Genomic DNA, 16,617 nt, shown 5'->3' on the forward strand with positions numbered 1-16,617 from the left:
GTCACACACTGTGTCGTTAACTGAAGCCCCGTTGCCGCCTGCGCTCCTTAACGCGACATCCGGGAAATGGCTGGGCTCCCAGCAAAAACGTCGGCCAGGCTCCGCTCAGGCCGTATGATGCTACTGATTACCAAACTTATGGGCCCCTCGCGGGGCGACCATCAGGCGTTTTTCAACATCCACTCAATTTCGGTTTCTGTGATAAGACGCTCAAACTGCAGTAATTCATCATGCTTACAGGCATGGAAAACATGGCAGAAACGCTCGCCGAGGCGCTCACGCAAGTGATCGTTCTGCATAAACTCCCACAGCGCATCGCTCTGGCGGATCGGGAACGGCAGGCCCTCTTGTTCCAGACCGTTACCTTCCACCTCTTCCTGTAAAGGCAGCTGGGGTTATCCAGCCCGTGCAGAATGCCGGCGAAAATCGCCGCCATCACCAGATACGGGTTGGCGTCCGCCCCGCGACGCGATACTCCACGCGGTGGTTCTGCCGCTCGCCGCACGGAATACGCAGCGCGACGGTGCGGTTGTTATGCCCCCACGAAGCCTGCGTCGGGACGTACATCCCCGGCTGGAAGCGGCGATACGAGTTCACGTTCGGCGCCAGCAGCGCCATCGAGGCCGGCATCAGATCGATCATCCCGGCCAGCGCGCGTTTGAGCAGCGCAGAGTCTTCCCCATCGCCGTCCACCAGCACGTTTTCCCCTTTATTGTTCAGCATGCTGATGTGGATATGCATCCCACTGCCGGCATGCTCTTCATAAGGCTTCGCCATAAAAGTGGCGTGCATCTTATGCTTCTCCGCCATCAAACGCACGAGACGTTTTAACGCCAGCGCATCATCGCAGGCGTCCAGCACGTTATCGGTATGGTGAAGGTTGATTTCAAACTGGCCCGGCGAGGCTTCCGCCACCGCGCCATCGGCGGGGATCAGCTGCAGTTTGGCCAGCTCGTCGATGTCGTTGAGCACGTCGGCGAAGTGGTTAAGGTTATCGACCGAGTAGACCTGGCTTTGGGTGTTGCGATCGTCGGTGCCCGGCGCACACGGCGGCTGCAGGTAGCCTTCGGCATCGCGTTTGCGGTCCAGTAAATAGAACTCCAGCTCTACCGCTACCACGGGGAACAGCCCGCGCTGGCGCAACTGCTGCCAGAGGCGGTTGAGTACGTTCCGCGGCTCAACGTCAAAGGGAGCGCCATCTTCATCAACCATGGTTAGCTGTACCTGGGCTATCGATTGTGGGTCAGCCGCCGAAGGGGTTAAGGTGCCGGGTACCGGGATGCAGCTGCGATCCGGCTCGCCCATCTCCTGGCCCAGACCGGCCTCTTCCACCACATTGCCGAGAATATCCATCGCAAACACCGAGGCCGGGAAATAACAGCCTTTCTCCAGTTTGCTCAGGCCGGCAACCGGGATGCGCTTGCCGCGGAAGCAGCCGTTCAGGTCAGTGAGGAGGACATCGACATACTGGGTATCAGGGTAGGTTTCGAGGTAGCGCTTCACTTCTTTCGCGAACGCGCTAACCCGTCTCTCTTCCGTTTGCTGAACAAAATTCTCAACTTCTACGATATTGGTTTCCATGATTCACCGCCGTTGGTTGGGTTTCGGTCCTGCACTCAGACCGTTAAATATAATGTCCACCCCATCGACTGTGTATGCAAATAAATTGTTTGTCAAATGTTAAATTAAGTTTGCAAAGGGCTATTTCCACTGCTAGATTGAGAAAATATTGAACGATATGGCCGTTAAACCCGCTATAGCGGTCATAATTTAGTCCACTTTGTGAGGGCGATCATGGAAAATATAATGTACAAGCCAGTTATTGGCGTCGTGATGTGTAGAAACAGGCTTAAGGGTCACCAGACCCAGACCTTGCAAGAAAAGTACCTGAATGCAATTGTGAACGCCGGCGGACTGCCGATTGCCCTGCCGCATGCGCTGGCGGAGCCGGAGCTACTGAACGCGGTCGTTGATAAACTGGACGGGATCTACCTGCCAGGCAGCCCCAGCAATGTGCAGCCGCACCTTTATGGTGAAAACGGCGATGAGCCTGACGCCGACCCCGGGCGTGATCTTCTGAGCATGGCGCTGATTAACGCCGCGCTCGAAAGGCGCATCCCCATTTTCGCCATCTGTCGTGGACTGCAGGAACTGGTTGTCGCCACCGGCGGGACTCTGTATCGTCGTCTGTTCGAGCAGCCTGAGCTCCTTGAACATCGCGAAGATCCTGAACTGCCCGTCGAGCAGCAGTATGCGCCGTCCCATCAGGTTGAGGTTCAGGAAGGAGGATTGCTGTCGCAATTGATACCGGGCTGCAACACGTTTTGGGTAAACTCGCTACATGGGCAAGGGGCAAAAACCCTCAGTCCGCAGCTGCGCGTGGAGGCGCGAGCGCCGGATGGACTGGTGGAAGCGGTCAGCGTGAACGATCATCCTTTCGCGCTGGGCGTACAGTGGCATCCAGAATGGAACAGTAGCGAATACGCCCTGTCGCGTATGTTGTTTGATGGTTTTATCACCGCCTGTCAGGGCCATCATGCTGAAAAGCGGCGGCGCTGACCACTACCGTTAAGGAAATGCAAATATGAGCGATGACGGACTGGCGCCAGGGAAACGTCTGTCAGAGATCCGCCAACAGCTGGGTCTCTCACAGCGTCGTGCCGCCGAACTGTCTGGGTTAACACATAGTGCCATCAGCACCATAGAGCAGGATAAAGTCAGTCCTGCCATCAGTACGCTGCAAAAGCTGCTGAAAGTCTATGGGCTGTCGCTCTCGGAATTCTTTTCTGAACCCGAAAAGCCGGACGAACCCCAGGTGGTCATTAATCAGGATGACCTGATTGAGATGGGAAGTCAGGGCGTTTCCATGAAGCTGGTTCATAACGGAAATCCGAACCGTACGCTGGCGATGATTTTTGAAACTTACCAGCCTGGAACCACGACCGGGGAGAGGATTAAGCATCAGGGTGAGGAGATAGGCACCATACTGGAAGGTGAGATCGTGCTGACCATTAACGGTCAGTCGTACCACCTGGTGGCTGGACAGAGCTATGCCATTAATACCGGCATTCCGCACAGCTTCAGCAACACCTCGGCAGGCATCTGCCGCATCATCAGTGCCCACACCCCCACCACATTCTGATTATTTCGCCTGAACGAAGTTCAGGCTTACTTCAGGCCTGTCGCGACGGAAAATCTATTTTCGTCGCGGCGAAGAACTCGTAGTAATAACGTCTGCGCCGTACGGAATATTATTTCCTGTTGGCCCTGAAATAATTAACGCCAGTGAATGGCGACTCGCTCCTGAATAATTCGGGTTGCAAACAACCCGTCAAAAATCAGGAGAATAAAACGGTATTCAACTCCGGGGTACGCTATGCCCTGCGCCCGGCGCAGTGCCCCGTGCAGCCTGAAAACGCCGCACTGATTAATTTGCCGATAATGTTTTTAAGGAGTCATGATGAATTTTCAGCACCTGGCTTACTGGCAGGAAAAAGCGAAAAACCTGGCCATTGAAACGCGCTTATTTATTAACGGCGAATATTGCGCCGCGGCCGATAATACCACCTTTGAGACTATCGACCCCGCCGCGCAGCAGACATTAGCCCAGGTCGCCCGCGGTAAAAAAGCCGACGTCGAACGGGCGGTGAAAGCCGCGCGCCAGGCTTTTGATAACGGCGACTGGTCGCAGGCCTCCCCCGCACAGCGTAAAGCGATCCTCACTCGCTTTGCTGATCTGATGGAGGCCCATCGTGAAGAGCTGGCGCTGCTGGAAACGCTGGATACCGGCAAACCGATTCGCCACAGCCTGCGCGACGATATTCCCGGCGCCGCCCGCGCCATTCGCTGGTATGCCGAAGCGCTGGATAAAGTCTATGGCGAAGTGGCCCCCACCGGCAGCAACGAGCTGGCGATGATCGTTCGCGAACCAATTGGCGTGATCGCCGCGGTGGTGCCGTGGAACTTCCCGCTGCTGCTGGCCTGCTGGAAACTCGGCCCGGCGCTGGCGGCGGGCAATAGCGTAATCCTCAAACCCTCGGAAAAATCGCCGCTCACCGCCCTGCGTCTGGCCGGGCTGGCGAAAGAGGCCGGCCTGCCGGACGGCGTGTTGAACGTGGTCAGCGGCTTTGGCCACGAGGCCGGGCAGGCGCTGGCCCTGCATCCTGATGTTGAAGTCATCACCTTCACCGGCTCCACCCGCACCGGCAAGCAGCTGCTGAAAGACGCCGGCGACAGCAATATGAAGCGCGTGTGGCTGGAAGCGGGCGGCAAGAGCGCCAACATTGTCTTCGCCGACTGCCCGGATCTGCAACAAGCGGTTCGCGCCACCGCCGGCGGCATCTTCTACAACCAGGGACAGGTGTGCATCGCCGGGACCCGTCTGCTGCTCGAGGAGAGCATCGCTGACGAGTTCCTGGCGCGGCTGAAAGCTGAGGCGCAACACTGGCAGCCGGGCAACCCGCTCGATCCGGACACCACCATGGGCATGCTGATTGACAATACCCATGCCGACAACGTGCATAGCTTTATTCGCGGCGGCGAAAGCCAAAGCACCCTGTTCCTCGACGGACGGAAAAACCCGTGGCCTGCCGCCGTTGGCCCGACCATTTTCGTTGACGTCGACCCGGCATCAACCCTCAGCCGGGAAGAGATCTTCGGCCCGGTGCTGGTGGTGACCCGCTTCAAAAGCGAAGAAGAGGCGCTAAAGCTCGCCAATGACAGCGACTACGGCTTGGGCGCCGCGGTGTGGACCCGCGATCTCTCCCGCGCCCACCGCATGAGCCGCCGCCTGAAGGCCGGCTCGGTCTTCGTCAACAACTATAACGATGGTGATATGACCGTTCCGTTCGGCGGCTACAAGCAGAGCGGCAACGGGCGCGATAAATCGCTGCACGCACTGGAAAAATTCACCGAACTGAAAACCATCTGGATTGCCCTGGAGTCTTGATCATGACTGAACATACCACTAGCTACTATGCCGCCAGCGCCAACAAGTATGAACCGTTCCCGACGCTGGAGGGATCCATCAACTGTGACGTCTGCGTCGTCGGCGGCGGCTACACCGGCCTCTCGTCTGCCCTGCATCTGGCCGAAATGGGCTACGACGTGGTGGTGCTGGAAGGGGCGCGCATCGGCTTCGGCGCCAGCGGCCGCAACGGCGGTCAGCTGGTCAACTCCTATAGCCGCGATATCGACGTCATTGAAAAGAACTACGGCCCGGATGCGGCAAAAATGCTCGGCAGCATGATGTTCGAAGGCGGCGATATCATCCGCGAACGCATCCAGCGGTATCAGATCCAGTGCGATTACCGCCCGGGCGGCCTGTTCGTGGCGATGAACCATAAACAGCTGGAAACCCTGGAAGAGCAGAAAGCCAACTGGGAGCGCTACGGCAACACCCAGCTGGAGCTGCTGGACAGAGAGGCCATTCGTCGCGAAGTGGACAGCGACCGCTACGTCGGCGCCCTGCTCGACCACAGCGGCGGCCATATTCACCCGCTGAACCTTGCCATCGGCGAAGCGGATGCCATTCGCCTGAACGGCGGCCGGGTGTATGAGCAGTCGCCGGTCACCCGCATCCAGCACACCAGCCCGGCGGTGGTCAGCACCGCGCGCGGCCAGGTCACCGCGCGCTACGTGATCGTCGCCGGCAACGCCTATCTCGGCGATAAACTGGAGCCGGAGCTGGCGAAACGCAGCATGCCGTGCGGCACCCAGGTGGTCACTACCGCTCCGCTGTCGGAAGAGGTCGCCCGCTCGCTGATCCCGAAAAACTACTGTGTGGAAGACTGTAACTACCTGCTGGACTACTACCGTCTGACCGGCGACAACCGTCTGCTGTACGGCGGCGGTGTAGTCTACGGCGCGCGCGATCCGGACGACGTGGAGCGGCTGATTATGCCGAAACTGCTGAAAACCTTCCCGCAGCTGCAGGGGGTGAAGATTGACTACCGCTGGACGGGCAACTTCCTGCTAACCCTGTCGCGGATGCCGCAGTTCGGGCGTCTCGATAACAATATTTACTACATGCAGGGCTACAGCGGCCACGGCGTGACCTGTACCCACCTTGCCGGACGCTTGATTTCAGAGCTGCTGCGCGGCGACGCCGAGCGTTTCGACGCCTTCGCCAAACTGCCGCACTACCCGTTCCCGGGCGGCCGCAGCCTGCGCATTCCTTTTACCGCCATGGGCGCCGCCTACTACAGCCTGCGCGACCGCCTTGGGGTTTAATCGCCTCTGCCGACGGCGCTGGCCGTCGGCTCATGCTGCGGATAGTGCTGCTGAAAGTAGTGGCGCAGAAACTCCACGGTGGTGCGGATTTTAGCCGACGTCGCCAGCCGGGAGACGTAAACCGCCCAGACGTTGGCCGGCTGCCAGTAGTCCGGCAGCACCTGCACCAGATGTCCGCTGGCGATATTCTCCCGGACGTCCCACCACGAACGGAGCGCAATCCCCTGCCCGTCCAGACACCACTGATGCACAATTTCACCATGGTTGGAGGAGAGCGGCCCGGTTACCTTGATGGCGTGCTGGCCCTCTTTGCTATGCAATTGCCAGACGCCGAACGGGTGATCGCGCTCTTTAATCACCAGGCAGGGTAACGCGGCCAGATCGCTCAGCTGTTTCGGCGGCGCATGGCGGGCAAGGAACTGCGGCGAGGCGCAGAGTACGCGGTGATTGGCCGCCAGCTGGCGGGCAATCAGATTCGGTGCGATATCGTCGCCGACGCGAATATCGAGATCCACCCCTTCATTGACTAAATCCACCAGCCGGTCCTGGACATCGAAACGCAGCTCCAGCTGCGGGTACTGGAGAGCCAGCGCCGACAGCGCCGGGGCGACAACCCGACGGCCAAAGCCGAAGCTACTGATAATACGCAGCGTTCCCTGCGGCACCTGGCGCACGTCGGAAAGCTCATCCATCATCTCATCGACATCCTGCAAAATGCGCTGCGCCCATTCATAGATCCGCTCCCCCTCTTCGGTAATGGTGACCCGACGGGTGGTCCGGTGCAGCAACATCACATTCAGGGTTTGCTCCAGCAGCGAAACCCGCTTGCTGACGAACGCCGGCGATACGCCAAGCTCCTCGGCGGCGGCGGCGAACCCGGCCCGGCGAGCGACCAGCATAAAGACGCGTAAATCATTTAGCAGCGGCAGATTATTCATGATCTGTGTTTTATGTTTCACCAGTTAGCGTGATTAATTATGAACCAGTCAATTATAGGATAGGCAGGTGGTCAAACATCATCGTTAAAAAGTGAGAACCGGAATGAAAAAAACCTGTCGTATTGCCGCCATCCCGGGTGACGGAATTGGCAAAGAAGTGCTGCCTGAAGGGATTCGCGTGCTGCAAGCCGCCGAACAGCGTTGGGATCTGTCGCTGAGCTTCGAGCAGATGGAGTGGGCAAGCTGCGAATATTACGCCCATCATGGCAAGATGATGCCGGACGACTGGCGCGAGCAGCTGCAGGGCTTCGATGCTATCTACTTCGGCGCCGTCGGCTGGCCGGATACCGTTCCCGACCACATTTCGCTGTGGGGGTCGCTGCTGAAGTTCCGCCGCGAGTTCGATCAATACGTCAACCTGCGCCCGGTGCGCCTGTTCCCCGGCGTCCCCTGCCCGCTGGCGGGTAAAAAGGCCGGCGATATTGATTTTTACGTGGTGCGCGAAAATACCGAAGGCGAATATTCCGCCCTTGGCGGCCGCGCCAATGAAGGCACCGAGCATGAATTGGTGATTCAGGAGTCGGTCTTCACCCGCCGCGGCGTTAACCGGATCCTGCGCTACGCCTTTGAGCTGGCGCAAAGCCGCCCACGCAAAACGCTGACCTCCGCAACCAAATCCAATGGCCTGGCCATCAGCATGCCCTATTGGGATGAGCGGGTGGAAGAGATGGCCAAAAACTATCCCGAAATTCGCTGGGACAAGCAGCATATCGATATCCTGTGTGCCCGTTTCGTGCTGCAGCCGGAGCGTTTCGACGTGGTAGTGGGTTCTAACCTGTTCGGCGATATTCTCTCCGATCTCGGCCCGGCCTGTACCGGCACTATCGGTATTGCGCCATCGGCCAATCTCAATCCGGAGCGCAATTTCCCGTCGCTGTTCGAACCGGTTCACGGGTCGGCGCCGGATATTTACGGTAAAAATATCGCCAACCCGATCGCCACCGTTTGGGCCGGGGCGATGATGCTCGATTTCCTCGGCAACGGCGATGAGCGCTACCACGCCGCTCACGATGGCATTCTGGCGGCGATTGAGCAGACGATCGCCTGCGGACCGAAAACTCCGGACATGAAAGGCAGTGCCTCAACGCAGCAGGTTAGCGAGGCTATCTGCAAGGCCATTTTGGCGTAATTACCCCGCCGCTCCCCGGTGGCGCTGCGCTTACCGGGGCTACAATCGCACGATAATGTAGTGTGTAGGCCGGGTAAGGCACAGCCGCCACCCGGCAAAAAAAACGGCACAGCAAGTAGCCCGGGTAAGGCGCAGCCGCTACCCGGGAAAACCCGCGCGCCTGGTCCGCCAACTCCCCTCTCTTTTCGCTATGCAGAATCCCCCACGATTGACAAGTGAACCGCATCACAGCGGTGAACTTTATTAATTCCTGAAAGGACAGAACCTGCGCCAATTCACCTTTTATTATTTCCGTTTCGTGTTTTATTGCTTCACGAAACGGCCAATTGTTTAATTCATGTAACGAAGAAATAATCCAATTGTTAATAGCATCTTGCTACGAACCCTGACCCTACAGCGTGATAACAACGACAGGCTAAAGCCACCGACGGGCAATCATGCCCAGGAGATCACTCATGTTGAGCAACGTAAAGAAAAAAGATGTGCCGCTGATTGCCATCAGCCTGGCGGCCATTGTTTTCATCGCCGCTACATTAAGTCTCTTCCCCCAGCAAACCGCGCAGGCAGCTGATTCGATTTTTAACGGCGTGACCCGCCTGCTGGGTTCCACGGTACAGGTACTGGTGCTGCTGGCGCTGGGACTGGTGTTGTATCTGGCCACCAGCAAATACGGCAATATCCGTCTCGGCGAAGGTAAAGTCGAATACAGTACCCTCTCATGGCTGTTTATGTTTATCTGCGCCGGTCTCGGCTCCTCCACGCTGTACTGGGGCGTTGCCGAATGGGCTTATTACTACCAGACCCCGGGCCTTAACATTGCCCCGCAATCGCCGAAAGCGCTGGAATACAGCATCCCTTACTCTTTCTTCCACTGGGGCGTAAGCGCTTGGGCAACCTATACCCTCGCCTCGCTGATCATGGCCTATCACTTCCACGTGCGGAAAAATAAAGGCCTCAGCCTCTCCGGGATCGTTTCAGCGATCACCGGCGTTAATCCGCAGGGTTTCTGGGGCCGTCTGGTCGATCTGATGTTCCTGATCGCTACCGTCGGCGCGTTAACCATTTCGCTGGTAGTCACCGCCGCCACCTTCACCCGCGGCCTGTCAGCGCTGACCGGACTGCCGGATAACTTCACCGTGCAGGCATTTGTGATCCTGCTCTCCGGCGGTATTTTCTGCATGAGTTCGTGGATTGGCATCAACAACGGCCTGCAGCGCCTGAGCAAAATGGTCGGCTGGGGGGCGTTTCTGCTGCCGTTGGTGGTATTACTGGTTGGCCCGACCGAATTCATCACCAATAACGTCATTAACGCCGTCGGCCTGACGACCCAAAACTTCCTGCAGATGAGCCTGTTTACCGACCCGCTCGGCGACGGCGCCTTTACCCGCAACTGGACCGTCTTCTACTGGCTGTGGTGGATCTCCTACACCCCAGGCGTGGCGATGTTCGTCACCCGCGTCTCCCGCGGGCGCAAAATCAAAGAGGTGATCTGGGGACTGCTCCTCGGTAGCACCGCCGGCTGCTGGTTTTTCTTCGGGGTGATGGAAAGCTACGCCATGCACCAGTTCGTTAACGGCGTGATTAACGTACCACAGGTGATGCAGACTCTCGGCGGCGAAACCGCCGTCCAGCAGGTCCTGATGTCGCTGCCGGCAGGTAAGCTGTTCCTCGCCGCCTATCTGTTCGTGATGATTGTATTCCTCGCCTCGCACATGGATGCGGTGGCCTACACCATGGCGGCGACCAGTACCCGCAACCTGCGCGAAGGCGAGGATCCGGATCGCGGCATGCGCCTGTTCTGGTGCGTGGTGATCACCCTCATCCCGCTGTCGATTCTGTTTACCGGCGCTTCGCTTGAGACCATGAAAACCACCGTGGTGCTGACCGCCCTACCGTTCCTGGCCATTTTACTGATTAAAACCGGCGGCTTCGTGCGCTGGTTAAAACAGGACTACGCCCACGTTCCGGTCCATCAGATAGAAACCCATACCCCCGAGCCCATTATTAAAGCCGAGACGCTGCCGGTTGGCGCGGTACTCAAAGGCGACGGCCAGTCGCTGTAAAACCTCTTACTGACAATAATCACAAGGAGACCCTACATGAGCAATTTGAGCCCTGACTTCACCCTGCCGATTAACTTTTGCGCTAATCCGCAGGATGCCTGGACCATTCCGGCCCGTTTTTATACCGACAGCCAGGCGTTTGAGCACGAGAAAGAGCGCATCTTCGCCAATAGCTGGATTTGCGTCGCCCACGGCAGCGAGGTCGCCCGGCCGAACGATTACATTACCCGGGAGATCATCGGCGAAAATATCGTTATCGTCCGCGGCCGCGACAACATTCTGCGCGCCTTCTATAACGTCTGCCCACACCGCGGCCACCAGCTACTGAGCGGCGAAGGCAAAGCCAAAAACGTGATTACCTGCCCCTATCACGCCTGGGCCTTCAAGCTGGACGGCAATCTCGCCCACGCCCGCAACTGCGAAAACGTGGCGAATTTCGATAGCGAAAAGGCAACGCTGGTGCCGGTTCGCCTGGAAGAGTATGCCGGCTTTGTGTTTATCAATATGAATCCGGAAGCGGAGAGTGTGGAAACGCAGCTACCGGGGCTGCAGGACAAAGTGCTGGAAGCCTGTCCGGACGTGCATGATCTGAAACTGGCGGCGCGCTTTACCACCCTCACCCCGGCGAACTGGAAAAATATCGTCGATAACTATCTGGAATGTTACCACTGCGGTCCGGCGCACCCGGGCTTCTCGGATTCCGTCCAGGTTGACCGCTACTGGCACACCATGCACGGCAAATGGACGCTGCAGTATGGCTTCGCCAAACCGTCCGAGCAGTCGTTTAAATTCGAAGAGGGTACCGACGCCGCGTTTCACGGTTTCTGGCTGTGGCCGTGCACCATGTTCAACGTCACGCCGATCAAGGGCATGATGACCGTTATCTATGAATTCCCGGTGGATGAAGAGACCACTCTGCAGAATTACGACATCTATTTCACCAACGAAGAGCTGACTGACGATCAGAAAGCGCTGATTGAGTGGTATCGCGACGTGTTCCGCCCGGAAGATTTACGCCTGGTGGAAAGCGTGCAGAAGGGGTTGAAGTCCCGCGGCTATCGCGGCCAGGGGCGCATTATGGCGGATAACAGCGGCAGCGGTATCTCCGAGCACGGGATCGCGCATTTCCACAATCTGGTCGCCCAGGTGTTCCAGCCGTAATCGTTGAAGGAGCTTGCTATGTCTGTGTTTCACTCAGATCTGTTTCGCCAGCAGGCGCTGATTGCCGGAAGCTGGCGCGACGCCGCCGACGGCACGACGCTTGCCGTCAGCAATCCTTCCACCGGCGCGACGCTCGGCCAGATCCCCAATATGGGGCGTGCGGAAGCGCAACAGGCAGTGGATGCCGCCGCGGCCGCGCTGCCGGACTGGCGCGCATTAACCGCCGCTCAGCGCGCCGCGCTATTGAAAAACTGGCACCGCCTGATCCTCGAAAACAAAACCGCGCTGGCGCAGATCATGACCGCCGAGCAGGGCAAGCCGCTGGCGGAAGCGGAAGGCGAAATCGCCTATGCCGCCTCGTTTATCGAGTGGTTTGCCGAACAAGGGAAACGCGCCAACGGCGAGATAATCCCCTCCCCCGGCGCCGATAAACGCCTGATGGTGATCCGCCAGGGGGTAGGCGTCTGCGCGGCGATCACCCCGTGGAACTTCCCGGCGGCGATGATCACCCGGAAGGCCGGCCCGGCGCTGGCCGCGGGTTGTACGATGGTGATTAAGCCGGCTAACGAAACGCCGTTTACCGCGCTGGCGATGGCGGAGCTGGCGAATCAGGCCGGGATCCCGCAGGGCGTCATTAACGTCGTTACCGGCCAGTCGCGAGAGATTGGCGCGGTGTTCACCGGCGATGAGCGGGTGCGTAAGCTCTCCTTTACCGGTTCGACCGAAGTTGGCCGCGTGCTGATGCGCCAGTGCGCGGAATCCATCAAAAAGCTCTCTTTAGAGCTCGGCGGTAACGCGCCGTTTATCGTCTTTGACGACGCCGATATCGATAAAGCGGTCGAGGGCGCGCTGATCGCCAAGTTCCGCAACGCCGGGCAAACCTGCGTCTGCGTCAACCGCTTCTATATTCATCGCGCCATCTACGACCAATTCTGCGATAAATTCGTCGCTCGCGTCGCCGCCCTGAAAGTGGGCGATGGCAGCGAGTCCGATGTACAGATTGGCCCGCTGATCAACGCCGACGCCGGGCGCAAAGTGCAGTCCCTGCTCGACGACGCCATGAGCCGCGGCGCCACGCTGTTAACCGGCGGTAAAGCGCATCCGCTGGGCGGTAATTTCTTCACCCCTACGGTGATCGGCGACGTACAGCCGGGGTCACTGTTGCTGCAGGAAGAGATTTTCGGCCCGGTGGCCGCGCTGGTGAAATTTGACGATGAGCAGCAGGTCATCGAGCAGGCGAATAACACCATCTACGGTCTCGCCTCCTATTTTTACAGCAACGATGCCGCCCGTATCTGGCGCGTCTCCGAGCAGCTGGAATACGGCATGGTCGGTATCAATACCGGGCTAATTTCCAACGAAGTCGCACCGTTTGGCGGGGTAAAGCAGTCCGGTCTTGGCCGCGAAGGGTCGGAACACGGAATCGAAGATTACCTGGAGATGAAGTATCTCTGCCAGGGGTTGTAAATGTGCTCTCCCGGCGATGGCGCTAGCCACGCCGGGATTTTTTGATGGAGTTCAGCGATGTCTGATTATCAAATGTTTGAGGCGGTCGTTCGCGATGTTGAACAGATCACCCCTCTTGTGAAGCGTTTTACGCTGGTGTCGCCGACCGGCGCCCCGCTGCCGGCATTCAGCGGCGGCAGCCATATTATCGTCCAGATGCAGGATGGCGAGCAGCGCTACAGTAACGCCTATTCGCTAATGAGCTCGCCGCTGGATACCACCAGCTGGCAGATTGCGGTGCGTCTTGAGTCGCCTTCCAAAGGCGGCTCGCGTTTTATGCACCAGCGGGTGCGCCCGGGCGATACCCTGACGGTGTCCACGCCCAACAATCTGTTCGCCATCGAACCACAGGCGCGAAAACATCTGCTGATCGCCGGCGGCATCGGCATTACGCCATTCTTATCGCATATTCCGGAACTGGAACAGCGGCAGGCCGACTGGCAGCTGCATTACTGTTTTCACGACGCCGACAGTAATGCTTTCGTCGATACGCTTCGCGCTGCGCCATGGCGCGATCGGGTCAATGTTCATGTATCAGCTCTCGGCAGCCGTCTCGACCTACCGCGCCTGTTCGCCGACCTCGAGCCAGGAACCCACGTGTATACCTGCGGCCCAGCGGCGCTTAACGAGGCGGTGAAAGCCGCCGCCGAACGCCATCAGGTGCCCGCCAGCCAGCTGCACTTTGAGCAGTTTATCCTTGAGGATAAAAGCGGAGAGGCATTTACTCTGGTGCTGGCGCGTTCCGGACGCGAATTTACCGTGCCGCAGGATATGACCATTTTGCAGGTGATCGAGAATAACAAAGCGGCGAAGGTCGAATGCCTGTGCCGAGAAGGGGTGTGCGGCACCTGCGAAACGATGATTCTGGAGGGGGAAGCCGACCACCGCGATCAGTATTACAGCGAGGAAGAGAAAGCCAGCCAGCAGAGTATGCTGATCTGCTGCTCACGCGCTAAAGGCGGCCGGTTAGTGCTGGATTTATAGCTCGCTCTCCGGCCAGCGGCGCTGGCCGGAGAGACAATTACAGTTCCAGCTCGCGGCGCAGCAGGTCGGCAATATCCTCGCTGCTCTCCGCGGATACCAGAGATTGACGGAACTCCGCGTGCATAATGCGCCGCGCCAGCCGCGAGAAGATACGCATATGCTGATCGCCCGCCGAGTGCTTATTCAGCGTCAGCATAATCACAAACTGCGCCTCTTCATCGCCCCATATCACCGGCTGCGCCAGCCGCGCGACGCTGATAGTCGACTGCTCAATATGCTCGGATTTACTGTGCGGAATGGCGAAGCTAAAGCCCAGACCAGTGGAGAACACCGCCTCGCGAGCCCACAGGTCGGCCTCCAGCTTACGCGGATAGCGACAGCGGCCGGCCAATAGCAGATTATCCGTCATCCCTTTCAGCACCTCCTCCTTACTGCGCCAGTCGCTATTCAGCGTAATGCACTCGGCGCTCACCAGCGGGACATCCTGCTGACGCATGCGGAACTGGGCCAGCAGATGCTCCACTTCCAGTGAGGTACGGCACTGCATGGCCTGATTCAGCAGTTGGCGGCAGGCGCGGCTGTCCAGCTGGGCCAGGCGCGATTTGGTTGCCGGGATCGCCGGTGCGCTCATGCTCAATTCATCTAAACCGAGGCCTACCAGCAGCGGTAGCACCGATCCTTTGGCCCCCAGTTCGCCGCACAGACCAATCCATTTCCCCTGCCGATGCACCGCCTGCACGGCATAGTCCAGCGCGCGCAGGAAGGCCGGATTCAGGCTGTTGTAGTGGCGCGTCACTTTCGCGTTATCGCGATCCACCGCCAGCAGATACTGCGTTAAGTCGTTGCTGCCGATGCTAAAGAAATCCACCTCTTCACAGCACTGATCGATGATAAACATCACCGACGGCACTTCCAGCATGATGCCGAGCGGGATCTTTTCATCAAACGGGATCTGCTCGACGCGCAGCGACTGTTTGGCCTCCGCCAGTCGCTCTTTCACCCACAGGATCTCTTCCATTGATGAAATCATGGGGATCATAATCTTCAGCGAGCCGTGTGCCGAGGCGCGTAAAATCGCCCGTAGCTGAGTGTGAAACAGCGCCTGATACTCTTCATAAATGCGCACCGCGCGGTAGCCGAGGAACGGATTGTTTTCCGCAGGGATGTTGAGATAGGCCACCGGCTTATCGCCGCCGATATCCATAGTCCGCACGATAATGCTGCGCCCGGCAGCGGGTTCCAGCGCCTGGCAGAAGATGTTGTACAGCTCATCTTCCGACGGCGCGCTCGGGCGATCCATATACAGCATTTCAGTGCGGAACAACCCTACCGACTGCGCGCCCTGGTTGAATGCCGCCACCGCTTCCACCGAATGGGCGATATTGGCGGCGATTTCCACGCGGATACCGTCTTGCGTCTGCCCGGCTTTATCCAGCCATACCTGCTGCTGTTGCCGGATTTGCGCCTGTAGCCAGGCCTCCTGCTGATAGTAGCGCGCTACCGCCGGACTCGGATCCACCACCAACAGCCCGGCGTTGCCGTCAATCTGCACCTGCGTATCTACCCACGGCAGCAGCGCGGCTAAATCCACGCCCACCAGAGTAGGGATATTGAATGAGCGTGCCAGAATCACGGTATGCGAGGTGGTGCCGCCGCTGCGCAGCAGCAGTCCTTTGAGATGCGTTTTATCCAGTTCCAGAAACTGGCTGGGGGTCAGCTCGTCGGCAAGGCAAATGGCCGCTTCCCGCAGCTGGCCCGGCGCCGGGAAACGAGCTTCGCCGTAGATATGCTGTAACAGCTGGAAGCAAACGTCGCGTACATCCAGTACCCGCTCCTGCAGATAGCTGTTGCCGGAGTCGCGGAACTGGGCGCAGAAGTGGTCGCCGGTGGCGACAATCGCCTGGGCGCAACTGAGGCCGGTGAGGATGCCACCAAGCAGGTGCTGGCGCAGCGAGGCATCCGTCGCCAGCGAACGGTGAGCTTCCAGGATCGCGCTGGCGGTGCCGTCATTGTCCAGCAGCCGCAGCTCGATATCTTTCACCAGCAGGCGCAGGCCATTATCCAGCGCCGCCTGCTCCTGTTCGGGACTGACGGCGACGGGCAGTTCGCCCAGCTCGTGCAGATCGCGTGATTTGAGATGAACCAGCGTCCCTCCCGCGCTGCCGGCGCACACCGGGTGGGCATGAAACAGCGTCGGGTTCAGCCGCGAAAGCGACTCTGGCACCGGCTGGACATCCAGCGTTGGCGCAGCGGGCAGCGGCGCGTCACAGTGAGGAAACTCATCGCGCATAAAGGCCGTTATCGCGGCGAATGCCTCAGCTTCATCTTCGCCGCTGATAAGCAGCTGGCAGGCGTCGCCCTTCAGGGTATTGCTGCCGATAATCGCCAGCGCGCTTTTGGCATTTCCGCCGGTCCCGCGGCGCAAGTTCCGCCACTCAATCGCTGATGAAAAACGATTACACAGCGTTTCGACCAGACTGGCCGGACGCGCATGCACGCCGTTGGGCAAATCACATGTAAATTCAATGACCAGAGCCATCGCCTT

Annotated in this window: 11 protein-coding genes and 1 pseudogene; 9 read left to right on the forward strand and 3 right to left on the reverse strand. The window is 58.8% G+C overall.

The window, feature by feature from the left end; all coding sequences use genetic code 11:
- Window positions 1-161: 161 nt before the first annotated feature.
- Window positions 162-1,581 (reverse strand): annotated as a pseudogene (locus LPQ25_RS16625) (glutamine synthetase family protein).
- A 225-nt stretch (window positions 1,582-1,806) separates the two neighbouring features.
- Between LPQ25_RS16625 and puuD the strand changes: the two are divergent.
- The 4 genes from puuD (at window position 1,807) to LPQ25_RS16645 (ending at window position 6,231) form a co-directional block, all read left to right on the forward strand.
- Window positions 1,807-2,559: a gamma-glutamyl-gamma-aminobutyrate hydrolase gene (gene puuD / locus LPQ25_RS16630; protein ID WP_020802183.1), complete on the forward strand. Its 753-nt coding sequence runs from the start codon at window positions 1,807-1,809 to the stop codon at window positions 2,557-2,559.
- A 25-nt stretch (window positions 2,560-2,584) separates the two neighbouring features.
- On the forward strand, window positions 2,585-3,142 hold the full coding sequence (puuR, locus tag LPQ25_RS16635; RefSeq protein WP_002898590.1) for an HTH-type transcriptional regulator PuuR: 558 nt from the start codon (window positions 2,585-2,587) through the stop codon (window positions 3,140-3,142).
- Window positions 3,143-3,460: 318 nt separating this feature from the next.
- On the forward strand, window positions 3,461-4,948 hold the full coding sequence (puuC, locus tag LPQ25_RS16640) for an aldehyde dehydrogenase PuuC (RefSeq protein ID WP_004214498.1): 1,488 nt from the start codon (window positions 3,461-3,463) through the stop codon (window positions 4,946-4,948).
- A gap of 2 nt (window positions 4,949-4,950) precedes the next feature.
- Entirely contained in the window at window positions 4,951-6,231 is a 1,281-nt protein-coding gene (locus LPQ25_RS16645; protein WP_002898585.1) for an NAD(P)/FAD-dependent oxidoreductase, read from the forward strand.
- Here LPQ25_RS16645 and LPQ25_RS16650 read toward each other — a convergent pair.
- Window positions 6,228-7,190, reverse strand: a complete 963-nt coding sequence (locus LPQ25_RS16650) for a LysR substrate-binding domain-containing protein (protein ID WP_014907871.1) — start codon at window positions 7,188-7,190, stop codon at window positions 6,228-6,230. The two genes, LPQ25_RS16645 and LPQ25_RS16650, sit on opposite strands and share 4 nt — an antisense overlap.
- An 82-nt stretch (window positions 7,191-7,272) precedes the next feature.
- Here LPQ25_RS16650 and LPQ25_RS16655 point away from each other — a divergent pair, with 82 nt between their 5' ends.
- The 5 genes from LPQ25_RS16655 (at window position 7,273) to LPQ25_RS16675 (ending at window position 14,072) form a co-directional block, all read left to right on the forward strand.
- Entirely contained in the window at window positions 7,273-8,358 is a 1,086-nt protein-coding gene (locus LPQ25_RS16655; RefSeq protein WP_014907872.1) for a tartrate dehydrogenase, read from the forward strand.
- A 455-nt stretch (window positions 8,359-8,813) separates the two neighbouring features.
- On the forward strand, window positions 8,814-10,421 hold the full coding sequence (locus LPQ25_RS16660) for a BCCT family transporter (protein ID WP_004183615.1): 1,608 nt from the start codon (window positions 8,814-8,816) through the stop codon (window positions 10,419-10,421).
- 36 nt (window positions 10,422-10,457) lie between these two features.
- Entirely contained in the window at window positions 10,458-11,582 is a 1,125-nt protein-coding gene (yeaW, locus tag LPQ25_RS16665) for a carnitine monooxygenase, oxygenase subunit YeaW (RefSeq protein ID WP_002898571.1), read from the forward strand.
- 18 nt (window positions 11,583-11,600) lie between these two features.
- Window positions 11,601-13,049: an NAD-dependent succinate-semialdehyde dehydrogenase gene (locus LPQ25_RS16670; protein WP_014907874.1), complete on the forward strand. Its 1,449-nt coding sequence runs from the start codon at window positions 11,601-11,603 to the stop codon at window positions 13,047-13,049.
- 57 nt (window positions 13,050-13,106) lie between these two features.
- Window positions 13,107-14,072 carry a PDR/VanB family oxidoreductase gene (locus LPQ25_RS16675; protein WP_004224047.1) on the forward strand — a complete coding sequence of 322 codons (966 nt, stop codon included), beginning with the start codon at window positions 13,107-13,109 and terminating at the stop codon, window positions 14,070-14,072.
- 37 nt (window positions 14,073-14,109) lie between these two features.
- On the opposite strand, the gene ptsP is transcribed toward LPQ25_RS16675, so the two are convergent.
- A complete protein-coding gene (gene ptsP, locus LPQ25_RS16680; protein ID WP_004179266.1) occupies window positions 14,110-16,611 on the reverse strand; it encodes a phosphoenolpyruvate--protein phosphotransferase in 2,502 nt (833 codons plus the stop codon).
- Window positions 16,612-16,617: the final 6 nt, after the last annotated feature.

The organism is Klebsiella sp. KPN54798 (assembly GCF_021184225.1).
GTDB lineage: Bacteria > Pseudomonadota > Gammaproteobacteria > Enterobacterales > Enterobacteriaceae > Klebsiella > Klebsiella pneumoniae.